Origin of the sequence: Serratia sp. J2, from assembly GCF_046269175.1 — a bacterium.
GTDB classification, from domain to species: domain Bacteria; phylum Pseudomonadota; class Gammaproteobacteria; order Enterobacterales; family Enterobacteriaceae; genus Chania; species Chania fonticola_C.
In genome coordinates, this window is record NZ_JBKABN010000021.1 from 93,062 (window position 1) to 107,649 (window position 14,588).

15 protein-coding genes are annotated in these 14,588 nt (G+C 51.6%); 14 read left to right on the plus strand and 1 reads right to left on the minus strand.

The genetic code is table 11. The annotated features are described in order from the left end of the window. The first annotated feature begins 247 nt into the window (after nucleotides 1–247). From kduD to ACKWMY_RS20265, 9 genes are all read left to right on the plus strand, one after another. The gene (kduD, locus tag ACKWMY_RS20225) at nucleotides 248–1,009 is read left to right on the plus strand and encodes a 2-dehydro-3-deoxy-D-gluconate 5-dehydrogenase KduD (protein WP_065683085.1); all 762 of its coding nucleotides are present in this window, start codon (nucleotides 248–250) and stop codon (nucleotides 1,007–1,009) included. 45 nt (nucleotides 1,010–1,054) lie between these two features. Next, nucleotides 1,055–1,699 (plus strand): RpiB/LacA/LacB family sugar-phosphate isomerase, encoded by a 645-nt coding sequence (locus ACKWMY_RS20230; RefSeq protein WP_021178550.1) that lies wholly within the window; start codon nucleotides 1,055–1,057, stop codon nucleotides 1,697–1,699. A 103-nt stretch (nucleotides 1,700–1,802) separates the two neighbouring features. Next, complete coding sequence (gene yfcE / locus ACKWMY_RS20235; RefSeq protein WP_024530674.1) at nucleotides 1,803–2,354, plus strand: phosphodiesterase; 552 nt, start codon at nucleotides 1,803–1,805, stop codon at nucleotides 2,352–2,354. A gap of 131 nt (nucleotides 2,355–2,485) precedes the next feature. Beyond that, nucleotides 2,486–3,061: an NUDIX hydrolase YfcD gene (gene yfcD, locus ACKWMY_RS20240; RefSeq protein WP_024530675.1), complete on the plus strand. Its 576-nt coding sequence runs from the start codon at nucleotides 2,486–2,488 to the stop codon at nucleotides 3,059–3,061. A gap of 682 nt (nucleotides 3,062–3,743) precedes the next feature. After that, complete coding sequence (locus ACKWMY_RS20245) at nucleotides 3,744–4,634, plus strand: carbohydrate ABC transporter permease (RefSeq protein ID WP_024530676.1); 891 nt, start codon at nucleotides 3,744–3,746, stop codon at nucleotides 4,632–4,634. Then, on the plus strand, nucleotides 4,627–5,541 hold the full coding sequence (locus ACKWMY_RS20250; protein ID WP_024485192.1) for a carbohydrate ABC transporter permease: 915 nt from the start codon (nucleotides 4,627–4,629) through the stop codon (nucleotides 5,539–5,541). Before ACKWMY_RS20245 ends, ACKWMY_RS20250 begins: the two co-directional genes overlap by 8 nt. A 13-nt stretch (nucleotides 5,542–5,554) precedes the next feature. After that, nucleotides 5,555–6,682 carry an ABC transporter ATP-binding protein gene (locus ACKWMY_RS20255; protein WP_409486917.1) on the plus strand — a complete coding sequence of 376 codons (1,128 nt, stop codon included), beginning with the start codon at nucleotides 5,555–5,557 and terminating at the stop codon, nucleotides 6,680–6,682. Nucleotides 6,683–6,697: 15 nt separating this feature from the next. After that, complete coding sequence (locus tag ACKWMY_RS20260; RefSeq protein ID WP_024530678.1) at nucleotides 6,698–7,987, plus strand: ABC transporter substrate-binding protein; 1,290 nt, start codon at nucleotides 6,698–6,700, stop codon at nucleotides 7,985–7,987. A 338-nt stretch (nucleotides 7,988–8,325) separates the two neighbouring features. Further along, on the plus strand, nucleotides 8,326–9,018 hold the full coding sequence (locus ACKWMY_RS20265) for an oligogalacturonate-specific porin KdgM family protein (RefSeq protein ID WP_024530679.1): 693 nt from the start codon (nucleotides 8,326–8,328) through the stop codon (nucleotides 9,016–9,018). A gap of 57 nt (nucleotides 9,019–9,075) precedes the next feature. Here ACKWMY_RS20265 and ACKWMY_RS20270 read toward each other — a convergent pair whose 3' ends face one another. Beyond that, nucleotides 9,076–10,095 (minus strand): LacI family DNA-binding transcriptional regulator, encoded by a 1,020-nt coding sequence (locus tag ACKWMY_RS20270; protein WP_024530680.1) that lies wholly within the window; start codon nucleotides 10,093–10,095, stop codon nucleotides 9,076–9,078. A 375-nt stretch (nucleotides 10,096–10,470) separates the two neighbouring features. Here ACKWMY_RS20270 and ACKWMY_RS20275 point away from each other — a divergent pair, with 375 nt between their 5' ends. The 5 genes from ACKWMY_RS20275 to ACKWMY_RS20295 all read left to right on the plus strand — a co-directional run bounded on the left by ACKWMY_RS20275 (nucleotide 10,471) and on the right by ACKWMY_RS20295 (nucleotide 14,529). Further along, nucleotides 10,471–10,914 carry a PTS sugar transporter subunit IIA gene (locus ACKWMY_RS20275; RefSeq protein ID WP_409486918.1) on the plus strand — a complete coding sequence of 148 codons (444 nt, stop codon included), beginning with the start codon at nucleotides 10,471–10,473 and terminating at the stop codon, nucleotides 10,912–10,914. Between the two features lie 97 nt (nucleotides 10,915–11,011). Beyond that, a complete protein-coding gene (locus tag ACKWMY_RS20280) occupies nucleotides 11,012–11,293 on the plus strand; it encodes a PTS sugar transporter subunit IIB (protein WP_024530682.1) in 282 nt (93 codons plus the stop codon). 23 nt (nucleotides 11,294–11,316) lie between these two features. Next, nucleotides 11,317–12,699 (plus strand): PTS ascorbate transporter subunit IIC, encoded by a 1,383-nt coding sequence (locus ACKWMY_RS20285; RefSeq protein WP_024530683.1) that lies wholly within the window; start codon nucleotides 11,317–11,319, stop codon nucleotides 12,697–12,699. Next, on the plus strand, nucleotides 12,696–13,532 hold the full coding sequence (locus ACKWMY_RS20290) for a transketolase (RefSeq protein WP_409486919.1): 837 nt from the start codon (nucleotides 12,696–12,698) through the stop codon (nucleotides 13,530–13,532). Before ACKWMY_RS20285 ends, ACKWMY_RS20290 begins: the two co-directional genes overlap by 4 nt. Continuing rightward, the gene (locus tag ACKWMY_RS20295) at nucleotides 13,525–14,529 is read left to right on the plus strand and encodes a transketolase family protein (protein WP_409486920.1); all 1,005 of its coding nucleotides are present in this window, start codon (nucleotides 13,525–13,527) and stop codon (nucleotides 14,527–14,529) included. Before ACKWMY_RS20290 ends, ACKWMY_RS20295 begins: the two co-directional genes overlap by 8 nt. Nucleotides 14,530–14,588 lie beyond the last annotated feature (59 nt).

A 14,588-nucleotide genomic window follows, 5' to 3' on the forward strand; every position in this document is an offset into this window, starting at 1 on the left:
GTCGTCTTTTCCCTGGTGAAAACGGCACACATCACACAATCAAAAATTACTTTCATTTAAATTAAAACATTGTTTCAATTTTATTGATCGCGTCAGGGATAAGCGTTAGACTTGCGCCATCATGATGACAGGGGCGGGCAATATCGCTCCCCCTGTATGGCAGCAAGCTGCGGACACTGGCGGGATTGCAACGCTATCCCCACTTTTGACAAGGGCCGCTGATGCCCTGAGTACTAAGGACAAGAGCATGATTCTCGATAATTTTTCATTACAGGGTAAAGTGGCGATTGTGACCGGTTGTGACACCGGGTTGGGACAGGGGATGGCCATAGGGCTGGCTCAAGCGGGTTGTGATATCGTTGGCGTTAACGTGGTTGAGCCGGAAGAAACCATCGCCAAAGTCACCGCGCTGGGGCGTCGTTTCCTGAGCCTGAAAGCCGACCTGAGCAAACTGGAAGTGCTGCCTGAGCTGCTGGAGCGCGCGGTGGCCGAATTCGGCCATATTGATATTCTGGTTAATAACGCGGGCATCATTCGCCGCCAGGATGCGCTGCAGTTTAGCGAAAAAGATTGGGATGACGTGATGAACCTGAACATCAAGACGGTGTTCTTCATGTCTCAGGCGGTGGCCCGCCAGTTTATTGCCCAAGGCACCGGCGGCAAGATCATCAATATCGCCTCCATGCTGTCTTACCAAGGCGGCATCCGTGTGCCGTCTTATACCGCGTCCAAGAGCGCCGTGATGGGGGTTACTCGTCTGTTGGCCAACGAATGGGCCAGCCACGGTATCAACGTGAACGCGTTGGCTCCTGGCTATATGGCGACGAACAATACTCGCCAACTGCGCGACGATCAGGCTCGTAGTGAGGAAATCCTCGAGCGTATCCCGGCTGGCCGTTGGGGCCTGCCAGAAGATCTGATGGGGCCGGTGGTATTCCTGGCGTCACCAGCGTCGGATTACATCAATGGCTACACCGTAGCGGTAGATGGCGGCTGGTTGGCTCGCTAACCAGACAAAGAATAACCGATTGATTTTATTTGCGGAGAGCGAAAGATGAATATTGCACTGATGATGGAAAACAGCCAGGCGGGTAAAAATGCGCTGGTTCTCGAACAATTGCAGGCGGTTGCGGCTGGCAATCATGATGCGGTGTTCAACGTGGGTATGAGCGATGAGCAGGATCACCATCTGACCTATATTCATTTAGGGATTATGGCCAGCATTCTGTTGAACGCCGAAGCGGTCGACTTTGTGGTCACCGGCTGTGGTACCGGGCAGGGCGCCTTGATGTCACTGAACATTCATCCTGGCGTAGTGTGCGGCTATTGTATCGATCCTGCGGATGCTTTCCTGTTCGCTCAGATCAACAACGGTAATGCGCTGTCTCTGCCGTTTGCCAAAGGCTTTGGCTGGGGGGCAGAGTTGAACGTGCGCTATATCTTTGAGAAGGCCTTTACCGGGCGTAAAGGTGAAGGTTATCCGGTAGAACGTAAGGAACCTCAGGTTCGTAACGCCGGTATCCTCAATCAGGTTAAGCAGGCAGTGATCAAAGACAACTACCTTGATACGCTGCGTGCCATCGATCCAGAGCTGGTGAAGACCGCCGTTAGCGGCCCTCGCTTCCAGGAATGCCTGTTCTCCAACGGCAAAAAGCCGGAGATTGTGGCGTTTGTCAAAGAACTGCTGGCCCGCGCCTGATGTTCTTCAGGTGGCCGAATATCGGCCACCGGTTTTACCCACAGCTTGTTGTCTACCCCAGCTACGTTAAAATGGTTTCATATTCCGTGTTAAAGGAAAGCTTATGAAGCTGATGTTCGCCTCGGACCTGCATGGTTCACTCTCTGCCACCGACAAAATCCTCGAATTGTTTGCTCAAAGCCAGGCCGATTGGTTGATACTGTTGGGGGATTTGCTTAATCACGGTCCGCGTAACGCCTTGCCAGATAATTATCAGCCCGCGCAGGTGGCCGAACGATTGAATCACGTTAGTGACAAGATCGTTGCCGTTCGCGGTAATTGCGACAGTGAAGTCGATCAGATGCTGCTTTCCTTCCCGATGATGGCCCCTTACCAACAGGTGCTATTAGCCAAAAGACGATTGTTTTTAACCCACGGGCACCTTTATCATCCCAACACATTACCGCCTTTAACGCGCGGAGACGTGCTGGTGTATGGCCATACGCATTTGCCCCAGGCACAAAGGCAAGGGGATATCTACTGCTTTAATCCGGGCTCGGTCAGCATCCCGAAAGGGGGTTTTCCAGCCAGCTATGGCATACTGGCAGACGACGTCTTGAGCGTGCTCGAGTTGCACAACGGCAAGGTTGTTGCAGAGGTGGCGTTAACGCACTAATTTTATAGACCCGATAGCTCGAAAATGGCAGCCAGGGTTGTTCCTTGGCAGAGCTGGGACACATGCCAAAAATAATTGAAGCATAACCCGTGCGCGGCATGCATCGCGCCCAAAAAAGAAGGTTTTACAGGATGGCGGAACAGGATCAGGCTGCAGATACCGAGTGGGTTGATATCGTCAACGAGCAAAACGAAGTGATTGCTCAGTCCAGTCGTCAACAGATGCGTGCCCAACGGCTGCGTCATCGTGCGACCTATATTGTGGTGCATGATGGCATGGGGAAAATTCTGGTGCAGCGGCGCACTGACACCAAAGATTTTTACCCGGGTTGGATGGATGCCACCGCAGGGGGCGTGGTACAAAGCGGGGAAAACGTGTTGGACTCTGCCCGCCGTGAGGCGGAAGAAGAGCTGGGTATTGCCGGGATCCCGTTTGCCGAACATGGCCTGTTCTACTTTGAAGAGGAACAGTGCCGTATTTGGGGGGCGTTATTTAGCTGCGTCGCCAATGGCCCGTTTGCCCTGCAGGAAGAAGAAGTGGCTGAAGTGAGCTGGTTGACGCCAGAGGAGATCACCGCCCGCTGCGACGAGTTCACCCCCGATTCGCTGAAGGCATTATCTCTGTGGCTGACGCGTAATAACGGCCAGGATCACGGTAAGCCGCTGCCGCGCGAAAGCAGAGCCAACTCTGGCGAGGAAGACGCCTGATTTAACGCACGGCCTTGCTTGCTATCCATAGAGTAGCAAGGCCGTCTATTCTTCTCCCTCCCAGTTAGGCTCTCGCCCCTTGCCAATCACCTTAAATCACAAATGTAACCATCAATGACGACGTTCATACTTCCCTTCTCGACTCAAATCCGCTGATTCTACCTACCTACAATTGACTAACCGATCTCATCAACATTGCTATCCTTGTCGTTACAAATCCATCAAGAAAAAATATCATTATTTTTCATTGCCTTGCGATGTCGGTGGTGCGTGGTTTTGATAATTTTTGTTTTTAAATAAAAAAATCAAAACAACGTTTCTACTTTGGTCACACTTTTGCCATCCGCTGAATGACGTTGGAAAAATTTCAGATATAATAATTTGAAATAGTGTTTCAGTTTGTTGGTTGGTCGATGACAGGATCATCTGGGAGACCGGGAAATGGAATTATCCTACTGTAGCAAGCAACCCGAAAGCATAGTGACAATGCGAACATTGGCCGCAGATCCCTGGCTGAGATTGACCAGCGATCGCCTGAAAAAATTTATCGATTTATCACGACGGGGAGGATGCTGAACCTGGGCAGACTGCCGGGCTTGTCATTTCTAATGTTTAATCGTACTTAAATTTTACTTAACTAATTTCATTTCTTTTTCTATTTAAATGGCTATGGGTAACAACCATGAATGAAAACAGAATGCTGGGGTTAGCCTATATATCACCTTATATAATAGGGTTGATCATATTTACGGCGTTCCCCTTTGTGTCATCATTCTTGCTGAGTTTTACGGAATATGACCTGATGAATCCCCCGGTGTTTAACGGGGTAGAAAACTATCGTTATATGCTGATGGAAGACCATCTTTTTTGGAAATCGATGGGCGTCACCTTTGCATATGTGTTTCTGACTATCCCGTTAAAATTGGCCTTTGCGTTAGGTATCGCTTTTGTTCTTAATTTCAAACTACGCGGCATCGGCTTTTTCCGTACCGCATATTACGTTCCTTCTATTCTGGGCAGCAGCGTGGCTATCGCCGTGCTATGGCGTGCTTTGTTTGCCATCGACGGGCTGCTAAACAGCTTTATCGGTGTCTTTGGGATGGATCCGGTCAACTGGTTGGGAGAGCCTTCACTGGCATTAATGTCGGTCACGTTGCTGCGTGTATGGCAGTTCGGCTCTGCGATGGTGATCTTCCTGGCGGCGCTGCAAAACGTGCCACAGTCACAATATGAAGCGGCCATGATTGATGGTGCTTCCAAGTGGCAGATGTTTATGAAGGTCACGGTACCGCTGATCACGCCGGTGATTTTCTTCAACTTTATTATGCAGACCACGCAGGCGTTCCAGGAGTTTACGGCTCCGTATGTGATTACCGGGGGCGGGCCAACCCATTACACCTATCTATTCTCACTGTATATCTACGATACCGCCTTTAAATATTTTGATATGGGTTACGGTGCCGCATTGGCGTGGATCCTGTTCCTGGTTGTGGCCCTGTTCGCCTCAATCGCCTTTAAATCATCGAAGTATTGGGTCTTCTACTCGGCAGATAAGGGTGGCAAAAATGGCTGACATGCAACAGAACCAATTACCCATGTCCAGCGCGCAGGAAATCGCTGAGCGTGAAGTTCAGCGCACATTGCGCCGGGAAAAAATCAGCGCCGCTATTCGTTACGTTGTGCTGCTGCTGGTGGGATTGTTGATGCTGTATCCGCTGGTGTGGATGTTCTCGGCCTCGTTTAAACCCAACCAGGAGATCTTCACCACTCTGGGCCTGTGGCCAGACAATGCGACCTCGGACGGTTTCGTCAACGGTTGGAAAACCGGCACGGAATATAACTTTGGTCACTACATGCTTAATACCTTTAAGTTTGTGATCCCCAAGGTGTTATTAACCATTATCTCTTCAACCATTGTGGCCTACGGCTTTGCCCGCTTTGAGATCCCGTGGAAGAAATTCTGGTTTGCCACGCTGATCACCACCATGTTGCTGCCAAGCACGGTGTTATTGATCCCGCAATACATCATGTTCCGTGAAATGGGCATGTTGGACAGCTATCTGCCGCTCTATTTACCGCTGGCATTTGCGACCCAAGGGTTCTTCGTCTTTATGTTGATCCAGTTCTTGCGCGGTGTGCCACGGGATATGGAAGAGGCGGCCCAGATTGATGGTTGCAACTCGTTCCAGGTGCTGTGGTATGTGGTGGTGCCGATCCTGAAACCGGCGATTATCTCCGTCGCCCTGTTCCAGTTTATGTGGTCGATGAATGACTTTATTGGCCCGTTGATCTACGTCTACAGCGTCGATAAGTACCCGATTGCGCTGGCGTTGAAAATGTCTATCGACGTGACAGAAGGTGCGCCGTGGAACGAAATCTTGGCTATGGCAAGCATCTCTATTCTGCCGTCCATCATCGTGTTCTTCCTGGCCCAACGCTACTTTGTGCAGGGCGTTACCAGCAGCGGAATTAAAGGTTAATTGAGGATCTATCATGGCTGAAGTCATTTTTAACAATCTGCAGAAAGTGTATAGCAACGGTTATAAGGCGGTGCATGGCATCAATCTGACCATTGCCGATGGCGAGTTTATGGTGATTGTCGGCCCTTCCGGCTGTGCCAAATCGACCACGCTGCGGATGCTGGCAGGGCTGGAGACCATCAGCGGCGGCGAAGTGCGCATTGGCGACCGCGTGGTGAATAACCTGGCCCCTAAATCCCGTGGTATTGCCATGGTGTTTCAGAACTATGCGCTGTATCCGCATATGACGGTAAAAGACAATCTGGCGTTTGGTTTGAAGCTGAGCAAGCTGCCTAAAGAGCAGATTGAAGAGCAGGTTAACGAAGCCGCCAAGATCCTGGAGCTGGAAGAACTGTTGGATCGTTTGCCACGCCAACTCTCTGGTGGGCAGGCGCAGCGTGTGGCCGTGGGCCGCGCAATTGTGAAAAAACCAGACGTGTTCCTGTTCGATGAACCGTTGTCTAACCTGGATGCCAAGCTGCGTGCTTCGATGCGTATCCGTATTTCCGACTTGCACAAGCAGCTGAAAAAGAGCGGCAAACCGGCAACCACCGTCTATGTCACCCACGATCAGACCGAAGCCATGACCATGGGCGACCGTATCTGCGTGATGAAGCTGGGCCATATCATGCAGGTGGATACGCCAGATAACCTGTACCACTTCCCGAAAAACATGTTTGTCGCCGGCTTTATCGGCGCGCCAGAAATGAACATCAAGCCGAGCAAGCTGGTAGAGAAGGACGGCAAAATCGGCCTTACCGTCGGTAATTACACCTTGACCCTCAGCCAGTATCAGCAGGATAAGGTCGCCAGCTTTGTCGGGCAGGACGTGTTCTTTGGCGTGCGGCCTGAGTTTGTGTCGATTTCAGAGTCGCCGTTTGAGGGCAACCACTCCGAAGGAGAACTGGTCCGCGTCGAGAATATGGGCCATGAGTTCTTTGTTTACCTGAAGGTGAATGATTTTGAACTGACCTGCCGTATTCCTTCCGATGACGTTAAACCGATCCTGAAAAATGGGCTGCATCGTCCGGTTTACTTCAAATTCGATATGGATAAATGCCACATTTTTGATGCGCAAACAGAAAAGAATATTTCTCTTTAACAGGAGTAGTAAATAATGAAAAAAATAGTCTTACGTACTCTGGTAGCCTCGTCCATGGCGATATTTGCCCATCAGGCTTTTGCCGCTGAACAGGTTGACTTACGTATGTCCTGGTGGGGAGGCAATGGCCGCCATCAGGTTACGTTGAAAGCGATCGAAGCGTTCGAGAAACAGAACCCGAATATCAAGGTGAAATCGGAATATACCGGCTGGGACGGCCACCTTTCACGTCTGACCACCCAGATTGCCGGGGGCACCGAGCCGGACGTGATGCAAACCAACTGGAACTGGCTGCCGATCTTTTCAAAAACCGGCACCGGGTTCTATGACCTGAACAAGGTGAGTGAGTATCTGGATCTGACCCAGTTTGATCCCAAAGAGCTGCAAACTACCACGATTGACGGCAAGCTGAACGGCATTCCGATTTCAGTGACCGCGCGCGTTTTCTATTATAACGATGTCACCTGGAAAGACGCGGGCGTGCAATATCCCAATAACTGGGATGAGTTGCTCGCCGCCGGTAAAACTTTCAACGAAAAACTGGGCGAGAAATATTATCCGGTGGTGTTAGAGCATCAGGATACCTTTGCCTTGTTGCGCTCGTATATGATCCAAAAATATAACGTTGATATTATCGACGAGTCTAAGAAAAAGTTTGCTTACAGCGAAGCGCAATGGGTCGACTTTTTCCAGATGTATAAAGACATGGTGGATAGCCACGTCATGCCGTCATCGAAATACTATGCTTCGTTCGGCAAAAGCAATATGTATGAGATGAAACCCTGGATTGCGGGGGAGTGGGGCGGAACCTATATGTGGAACTCCACCATCAACAAATATTCCGACAACCTGAAGGCACCGGCCAAGCTTGAACTGGGGCCATACCCGATGCTGCCAGGAGCCAAGGATGCCGGATTGTTCTTCAAACCGTCGCAAATGTTCTCGATTGGTAAAAGCAGCAAGCATCCAAAAGAAGCGGCAATGTTGATTAACTTCCTGTTAAACAGTAAGGAAGGCGTCGAGGCACTGAAGCTGGAGCGTGGCGTACCGCTGAGCAAAGTGGCCGTCAACCAGTTGCGCGAAAGTGGTGCGATCCAGGATAACGATCCAGCAGTTTCCGGGTTGAAACTGGCGCTGTCACTGCCGCATGCCATCACTGCGTCGCCGTATTTTGATGACCCGCAGATCGTCGTGCTGTTCCAGGATGCCATTCAGAATATCGATTATGGTAAGAAAACGGTTCAGGAAGTCGCGACAGATTTCCAGCGCCAGGGCGACCGTATTCTGAAACGCGCAATGAGATAAGGCTTACTTAAATAGCTGTTAGTTTTAGTGATACAGCTGGGAGCTATGCAGAACGCCGGCACGCCGTGAACCCGTCCTTGGGGGCTCGAATCGCGCATCCATGCGCTCAACGGTCGGCTAACCTGCATAGCGCCCATCTGTCAGAGGCTTAAGGTGGCGCGGTATCACGTACGACTATTTATGTTGGGTAATCTTTATTCATCAAAAAAGATAAAGTTTGTTTTAAGTTAAATGTTCGCTATTTCCATTATTGAGTAATACGTATTTTAAATAACACTATAACCCCCTTAAATAGAGTGGGGATGTCTTTTCTATAATTAATGATAAGGGTAGTAATAATGAAATTTAAATTATTGACTCTGGTGTTAGCCTCTGTAGCAAACTTTAGTGCAATGGCCATGTCGCTCGATTTGCGCCATGAATGGCAGGATACCGGCAAAGGCGATCATAAAAATCGTATGTTGGTCTCGCATCGTTTCGATAACGGCCTGGGATTCTCTCTGGAAGCAAAATGGCGTCAGGATCCTTCAGACTCAACGCCTGATAAACCTTTCCACGAGCAGGTCAGTAATGGGACAGAAGCCGTCGTCAGCTATCAGCATAAATTTGATGCAATCACTCTACAGCCTGGCTTCTCGCTAGAGTCCAACAGTAATAATAACGGCTATCGCCCTTATCTGCGCGCGCAGTATAACTTTACTAAAGACATTTATGTGGCGGGCAGATATCGCTACGAATATAAGCGCACCACCTCAAAAGGTTCAGAGGGGGATGAGAAAACCAACCGTGGTGATTTTTGGTTAGGTTATAACTTCTACAAAGACTGGTCGGCCGAATATAACTACGTGTATAAGAGCAGCAACAAGGTTATTTTTGACGACGGTAAAACCGATTACGAACATAACGTCAAACTGGCTTACAAATGGGATAAAAACTGGAAGCCTTATGTTGAAGTCGGGAACGTGAAGCAAGATAGCAAAAATGATAACCGCCAGACGCGCTACCGTGTTGGGGTCTCTTATAGCTGGTAAGTGTGGTTAAGTTACCGGGAATACCGCCTTATTGGCGGGTTCCCGGTATCGTCATCGTTAACAGCTGCTACGACGGCACAGGGTTGAAGGGATCGAACCTTCTGGTTGCCAGGGCTGATCGTTCAAGCGTGCCAACAATGCCTTACCTGCCTGGATACCAATCTCCTTATGCGGCACGGTCATGGTCGTCAGCGGTGGCTGGCAGACCTGGCTGACCTCGCTGTTGCCAAACCCCACGATAGCCAACTGCTCCGGCACCTTGATCCTCCGCCGCTGGCATTCATACAGCGCGCCACAGGCCAGTTCATCAGACGCACAGACCAAGGCATCCAACTCCGGCCAGGCCAGTAAAAACTCCGGCAATTGCTGAGCGCCGAGGCTGAAGCTGGCGGGTTGCGCGGCATTAATCACCCGATGAGGGGACATGTGGTTTTGCAGTAGCGCTTTGTGCCAGCCTTGCAGATGCTGTTGGAAAATCCACTGCTCCTGATTGGCGCACAGCAGGCCAATATTTTGATACCCGCTGGCAATTAAGGTTTGAGTGAGTTGATACATGGCTGCGACGTAATCAATGCCGATATTGATGTCGATCGGGTCGGTGCGGATTGCCCCAATCTCCACCACCGGAATATTGGCGGCGGTTAATGCCTGACGGGTATTTTCAGAATGTTCAATGCTTAACAGCACGGCCGCCGCCAGGTTGTAAGAGAGCAGGGTTTCCAGCAACGTTTCTTCACGCTCGATATGATGTTGGGACTCGGCCAGCATGATCTGGTAACCCGCCGGTTGCAATACCCGCTGTAACCCGGCAAACATATCCGCACAGCCGGACTCGGAAAAACTCGGCACCACCATGGCGATGGTATAAGAAGACGCCGAGGCTAACGAACTGGCCGCCAGGTTGGGGAGGTAACCCAGTTCACTGACCGCCGACTCAATTTTTTCTCTCAGCTTATCTGAAACCTGCTCCGGCGTGCGTAGCGCCCGCGAGACGGTCATGGTGCCCACGCCTGCCAATTGGGCCACGTCGGCCAGGGTAACCCGGCCGGTACTGCGTCGTTTTCTACCGATCGACATTGCTGATCCTGACTGAAATGCGCGCATAACGCATAAATGAGCTCATGGGTTGAAAGCCATTACTGGGCTTCGTGGTTCCCGCTTCTGTACCCATTCTACCCCGTTCCTCAGGTGATCGATAAAAAAACTAAGCCGCCGGGTTTCGTCCCCGATAGTTTTGATAGCGCTATCACAGATCTGGATGATTGATTTTTGGTAGCGCTATCTTTGTGCGTTTAATCACAGTTTAACCCCAGCGCGTTGATTAAAGTTTTACCGTCGCCGGGCTATTGCATGACGGCCACGCGCCATCAAACGATCCATAGCCAACAGATTTCGTCCCGTTAGGGGTCGGAAACTCTGGCGGCTTAAGGGAAATACCCATAAGGAGGAGATGTGCTCAACGACTGGCTGAACGCCGACCACATTCAACTGTGCGATCAGGTTAGCGACTGGCAGGAGGCGGTCACGCTTAGCGCCCAGCCGCTGCTGCAGCGCGGAGTGATCACCGCCGATTATCTGACGGCCATATTTCGCCAACATCAGGCGCTGGGGCCCTATTTCGTGTTGGCACCTGGTATCGCGATGCCCCATGCCAGGCCGGAGGAAGGCGCCAAAGCACTCGGTCTTTCACTATTGAAGATAAATCAGGGCGTGCATTTTCAGTCAGAAGATAACGATCCGGTCTTCATCGTGGTGATGCTTTCCGCTCCGGATAGCAGTAGCCACATTGAAATGATCTCGCAACTGGCCGAATTATTTTCTGATAGCGAAGCCATGGAGAAACTGCTCCTGGCGCAAACCAAACGGCAAATTGAGGATGTTATCGCCAATTATTAAGCTCTAACCGGTTATACCAGCAACCTTTGATAATACTCAACATCCGATAGATATCGGGTGACGCTATCCTACACATAAAATTTGGCAGGTAAGAATAATGAAAATCATGGCTATTTGTGGCTCAGGATTAGGTAGCAGCTTTATGGTGGAAATGAACATCAAGAAAGTGCTGAAGAAAATGAATATTGAGGCGGAGGTTGAACACTCTGACCTTTCCTCGGCAACGCCGGGTGCGGCAGATATCTTCGTGATGGCGAAAGATATTGCCGCTAGCGCCAGCGTGCCTGCCGACCAGTTGGTGGTGATCAGCAATATCATTGATATTAATGAGCTTGAAGCCAAGCTGCGTGCTTACTTCGCAGCTCACTCCATTATTTAATCTAACCCATTGGCGAGGTGGATATGTTTATCCAGGAAACGCTCAGGTTTGTGGTTGATATATTAAAGGTCCCGGCGGTATTGGTCGGGGTGATTGCCTTGATTGGCTTATTGGCACAAAAGAAATCTTTTTCTGACGTAGTCAAAGGTACGGTTAAAACCATTCTGGGCTTTATTGTGTTGGGTGGTGGGGCGACGGTATTAGTCGGCTCGCTGAATCCATTGGGCGGCATGTTTGAGCATGCGTTCAATATTCAGGGAATTATTCCCAATAACGAAGCGATTGTCTCTATCTCACTAGAGAAATACGGTGCCTCCACCGCGTTGATCATGGCGTTTGGCATGGTGGCCAACATCATCGTGGCCCGCTTTACCCGCTTGAAATACATCTTCCTGACCGGACACCACACCTTCTACATGGCCTGTATGATCGGCATCATCCTCACCGTGGCCGGTTTTGAGGGCGTACAGCTGGTGTTCACCGGAGCGTTGACTCTGGGCTTGGTGATGGCGTTCTTCCCGGCGATCGCCCAGCGCTATATGCGCCGCATTACCGGTAACGACGACATTGCCTTTGGCCATTTCGGTACCTTGGGCTATGTCCTTTCCGGCTGGATCGGCTCCAAGGTGGGGAAAAACTCGCGTTCCACCGAGGAGATGAACTTACCTAAAAACCTCAGCTTCCTGCGTGACAGCTCGATTTCCATCTCGATGACCATGATCGTGATCTACCTGATCCTGGCTATCTGCGCGGGCCAGGATTACGTCGAAAGCCAATTGAGTGGCGGGCAGAACTACCTGGTGTACTCGATTATTCAGGCGATCACTTTTGCCGCCGGGGTATTCATCATTCTGCAAGGGGTGCGCCTGATCCTGGCCGAGATCGTCCCGGCCTTTACCGGCTTCTCGGAAAAACTGGTCCCTAATGCCCGCCCGGCGCTGGACTGCCCGGTGGTCTATCCCTACGCCCCTAATGCGGTGTTGATTGGTTTCCTGTTCAGTTTCCTGGGGGGCTTGGCCGGTCTATTTTTGCTCGGCCAAATGAAGATGGTGCTGATCCTGCCGGGCGTGGTGCCGCACTTCTTCACCGGGGCCACTGCCGGGGTGTTCGGCAATGCGACCGGCGGGCGGCGCGGTGCCATGCTGGGGGCATTTGCCAACGGTCTGTTGATTACCTTCCTGCCGGTGCTGTTGTTGCCGGTACTGGGCGCGCTGGGTTTTGCCAACACCACCTTCTCCGATACGGACTTCGGTGTGGTGGGGATCGTGTTGGGCAATATGGCGCGCTTCCTGACCAAAGAAATGATCATGGTCGCGATCGTCGCCATTTTTGGCTTGCTGGTCGCACATAACTTCTTGGGGAAACGCAAAGATGCCCCAGCCAAAAATAAGGAGGAAAGCTCATGAGCAACACCGTGACTGATTTGACGCAATTGGCCGGGGCAATCCGTCTGGAAACGCTGAAGGCACTCACTGGACTGGGATTTGGCCATTATGGTGGCTGTATGTCGGTGGTTGAAACGCTGGCGGTGCTGTACGGCGAAGTGATGCGTATCGATCCGGGTGACCCGGATTGGCCTGAGCGCGATTATTTCGTGCTGTCGAAAGGCCATGCAGGCCCGGCGCTGTATAGCGTGCTGGCGCTTAAGGGCTATTTCCCGTTGGAGCAATTGCAAACGCTCAACCAGAATGGCACCCGTTTGCCGAGCCACCCAGACCGTTTGCTCACCCGTGGGGTAGATGCCACCACCGGTTCGCTCGGGCAAGGGGTCTCTATCGCTGCCGGTATGGCGCTTGCACACCAACTGGCAAAGCGCAGCAACCGGGTATTCTGCATCCTGGGGGACGGTGAATTGAACGAAGGCCAATGCTGGGAAGCGTTCCAGTTTATCGCCCACCATAACCTGCATAATCTGACGCTGTTTATTGATTACAACAAACAGCAATTGGACGGCACGCTGGATGAGGTGATCAAACCTTTCGATCTGGCCGGTAAATTCCGCGCCTTCGGTTTTGAGGTGCAAACCGTTCGTGGGGATGACATTGCGGCGATCCGTGATGCCGTATTGCCGGAGCGCAGTGGAGAGCAACGGCCATTGGTGGTGATCCTCGATAGCCTCAAGGGGCAGGGGGTGGCTTATCTCGAGAACCTGAAAAACTCACATCATCTGCGTTTAACGCCAGATGTTCGCAGCGAAATCGAAAAGGCCATTGCCGAGCTGGAGGCCGCCTATGTTTAACCTGGAAATGCCATTCGAAAAAGACGCCGTAGAGATGCGCAAGGTGTACGCCAGCGTGATCCGTCAACAGGCCGAAGCCGATACGCCGGTGATCGCACTGGAAGCCGATCTGATGAGTTCGATGGCGATGGATGGCGTACATAAGGATCACCGAGAGCGGGTCATCAACTGCGGTATCATGGAGGCCAATGTGATTGGCGTGGCTGCCGGTTTGTCACTGACCGGACGAGTGCCATTTGTCCACACCTTCACCGCTTTTGCCAGCCGCCGCTGTTTCGATCAGCTGTTTATGTCGTTGGACTATCAGCGCAACAACGTCAAGGTGATCGCTTCCGATGCCGGGGTCAGCGCCTGCCATAACGGGGGTACGCATATGTCGTTTGAAGACATGGGGATCGTGCGCGGCCTGGCGAATTCGGTGGTGCTGGAGGTGACCGATGCCACCATGTTCCAGGATATTTTGCAGCAACTGGTGAAGTTGCAAGGCTTCTACTGGGTGCGAACCATCCGTAAGCAGGCGACACATATTTATCCCGCAGGCTATCGTTTCACTATCGGTAAGGCTAATCTGCTGCGTGACGGCAGCGATATTACGCTGATCGCCAACGGCATTATGGTCGCCGAAGCATTGCAGGCGGCGCAGGAGCTGCAACAGCGTGGCATCAGCGCGGCGGTGATAGACATGTTTACGCTCAAGCCTATCGATCGTGAAATCATTAAAACCTTTGCGGCGAAAACCGGCAGGATCGTCACCTGCGAGAACCACAGCATTCATAACGGACTTGGTTCGGCAGTGGCGGAGGTACTGGTGGAAGAGTGCCCGGTACCGATGCGGCGGGTGGGAGTGAAAGGCCGCTATGGGCAAGTGGGTACGCAGGAGTTCTTGCAGCAGGAATATGGCCTGACGGCGGCGCATATTGTGGCGGCGGCGGATGAGCTGCTGGCGCTCCCACAGGGAGAGGGAGCTGATAGGCGGCGCTCTGCTGGAAGTAAATAGGTAATCTCAACAAATTCGACCGCCCCCTCATCCAAGGTGAGCCACCGAATTTTCAGATC

Bases quoted from the DNA above. Each gene is read 5' to 3' on its own strand.
- ACKWMY_RS20265 (WP_024530679.1), top strand. From the start codon at position 8,326: ATGAAATTTAAATTATTGACTCTGGTGTTAGCCTCTGTAGCAAACTTT.
- ACKWMY_RS20295 (WP_409486920.1), top strand. From the start codon at position 13,525: ATGTTTAACCTGGAAATGCCATTCGAAAAAGACGCCGTAGAGATGCGC.
- ACKWMY_RS20290 (WP_409486919.1), top strand. From the start codon at position 12,696: ATGAGCAACACCGTGACTGATTTGACGCAATTGGCCGGGGCAATCCGT.
- ACKWMY_RS20280 (WP_024530682.1), top strand. From the start codon at position 11,012: ATGAAAATCATGGCTATTTGTGGCTCAGGATTAGGTAGCAGCTTTATG.
- kduD (WP_065683085.1), top strand. From the start codon at position 248: ATGATTCTCGATAATTTTTCATTACAGGGTAAAGTGGCGATTGTGACC.
- ACKWMY_RS20245 (WP_024530676.1), top strand. From the start codon at position 3,744: ATGAATGAAAACAGAATGCTGGGGTTAGCCTATATATCACCTTATATA.
- ACKWMY_RS20285 (WP_024530683.1), top strand. From the start codon at position 11,317: ATGTTTATCCAGGAAACGCTCAGGTTTGTGGTTGATATATTAAAGGTC.
- ACKWMY_RS20250 (WP_024485192.1), top strand. From the start codon at position 4,627: ATGGCTGACATGCAACAGAACCAATTACCCATGTCCAGCGCGCAGGAA.
- yfcE (WP_024530674.1), top strand. From the start codon at position 1,803: ATGAAGCTGATGTTCGCCTCGGACCTGCATGGTTCACTCTCTGCCACC.
- yfcD (WP_024530675.1), top strand. From the start codon at position 2,486: ATGGCGGAACAGGATCAGGCTGCAGATACCGAGTGGGTTGATATCGTC.
- ACKWMY_RS20230 (WP_021178550.1), top strand. From the start codon at position 1,055: ATGAATATTGCACTGATGATGGAAAACAGCCAGGCGGGTAAAAATGCG.
- ACKWMY_RS20255 (WP_409486917.1), top strand. From the start codon at position 5,555: ATGGCTGAAGTCATTTTTAACAATCTGCAGAAAGTGTATAGCAACGGT.
- ACKWMY_RS20270 (WP_024530680.1), bottom strand. From the start codon at position 10,095: ATGTCGATCGGTAGAAAACGACGCAGTACCGGCCGGGTTACCCTGGCC.
- ACKWMY_RS20260 (WP_024530678.1), top strand. From the start codon at position 6,698: ATGAAAAAAATAGTCTTACGTACTCTGGTAGCCTCGTCCATGGCGATA.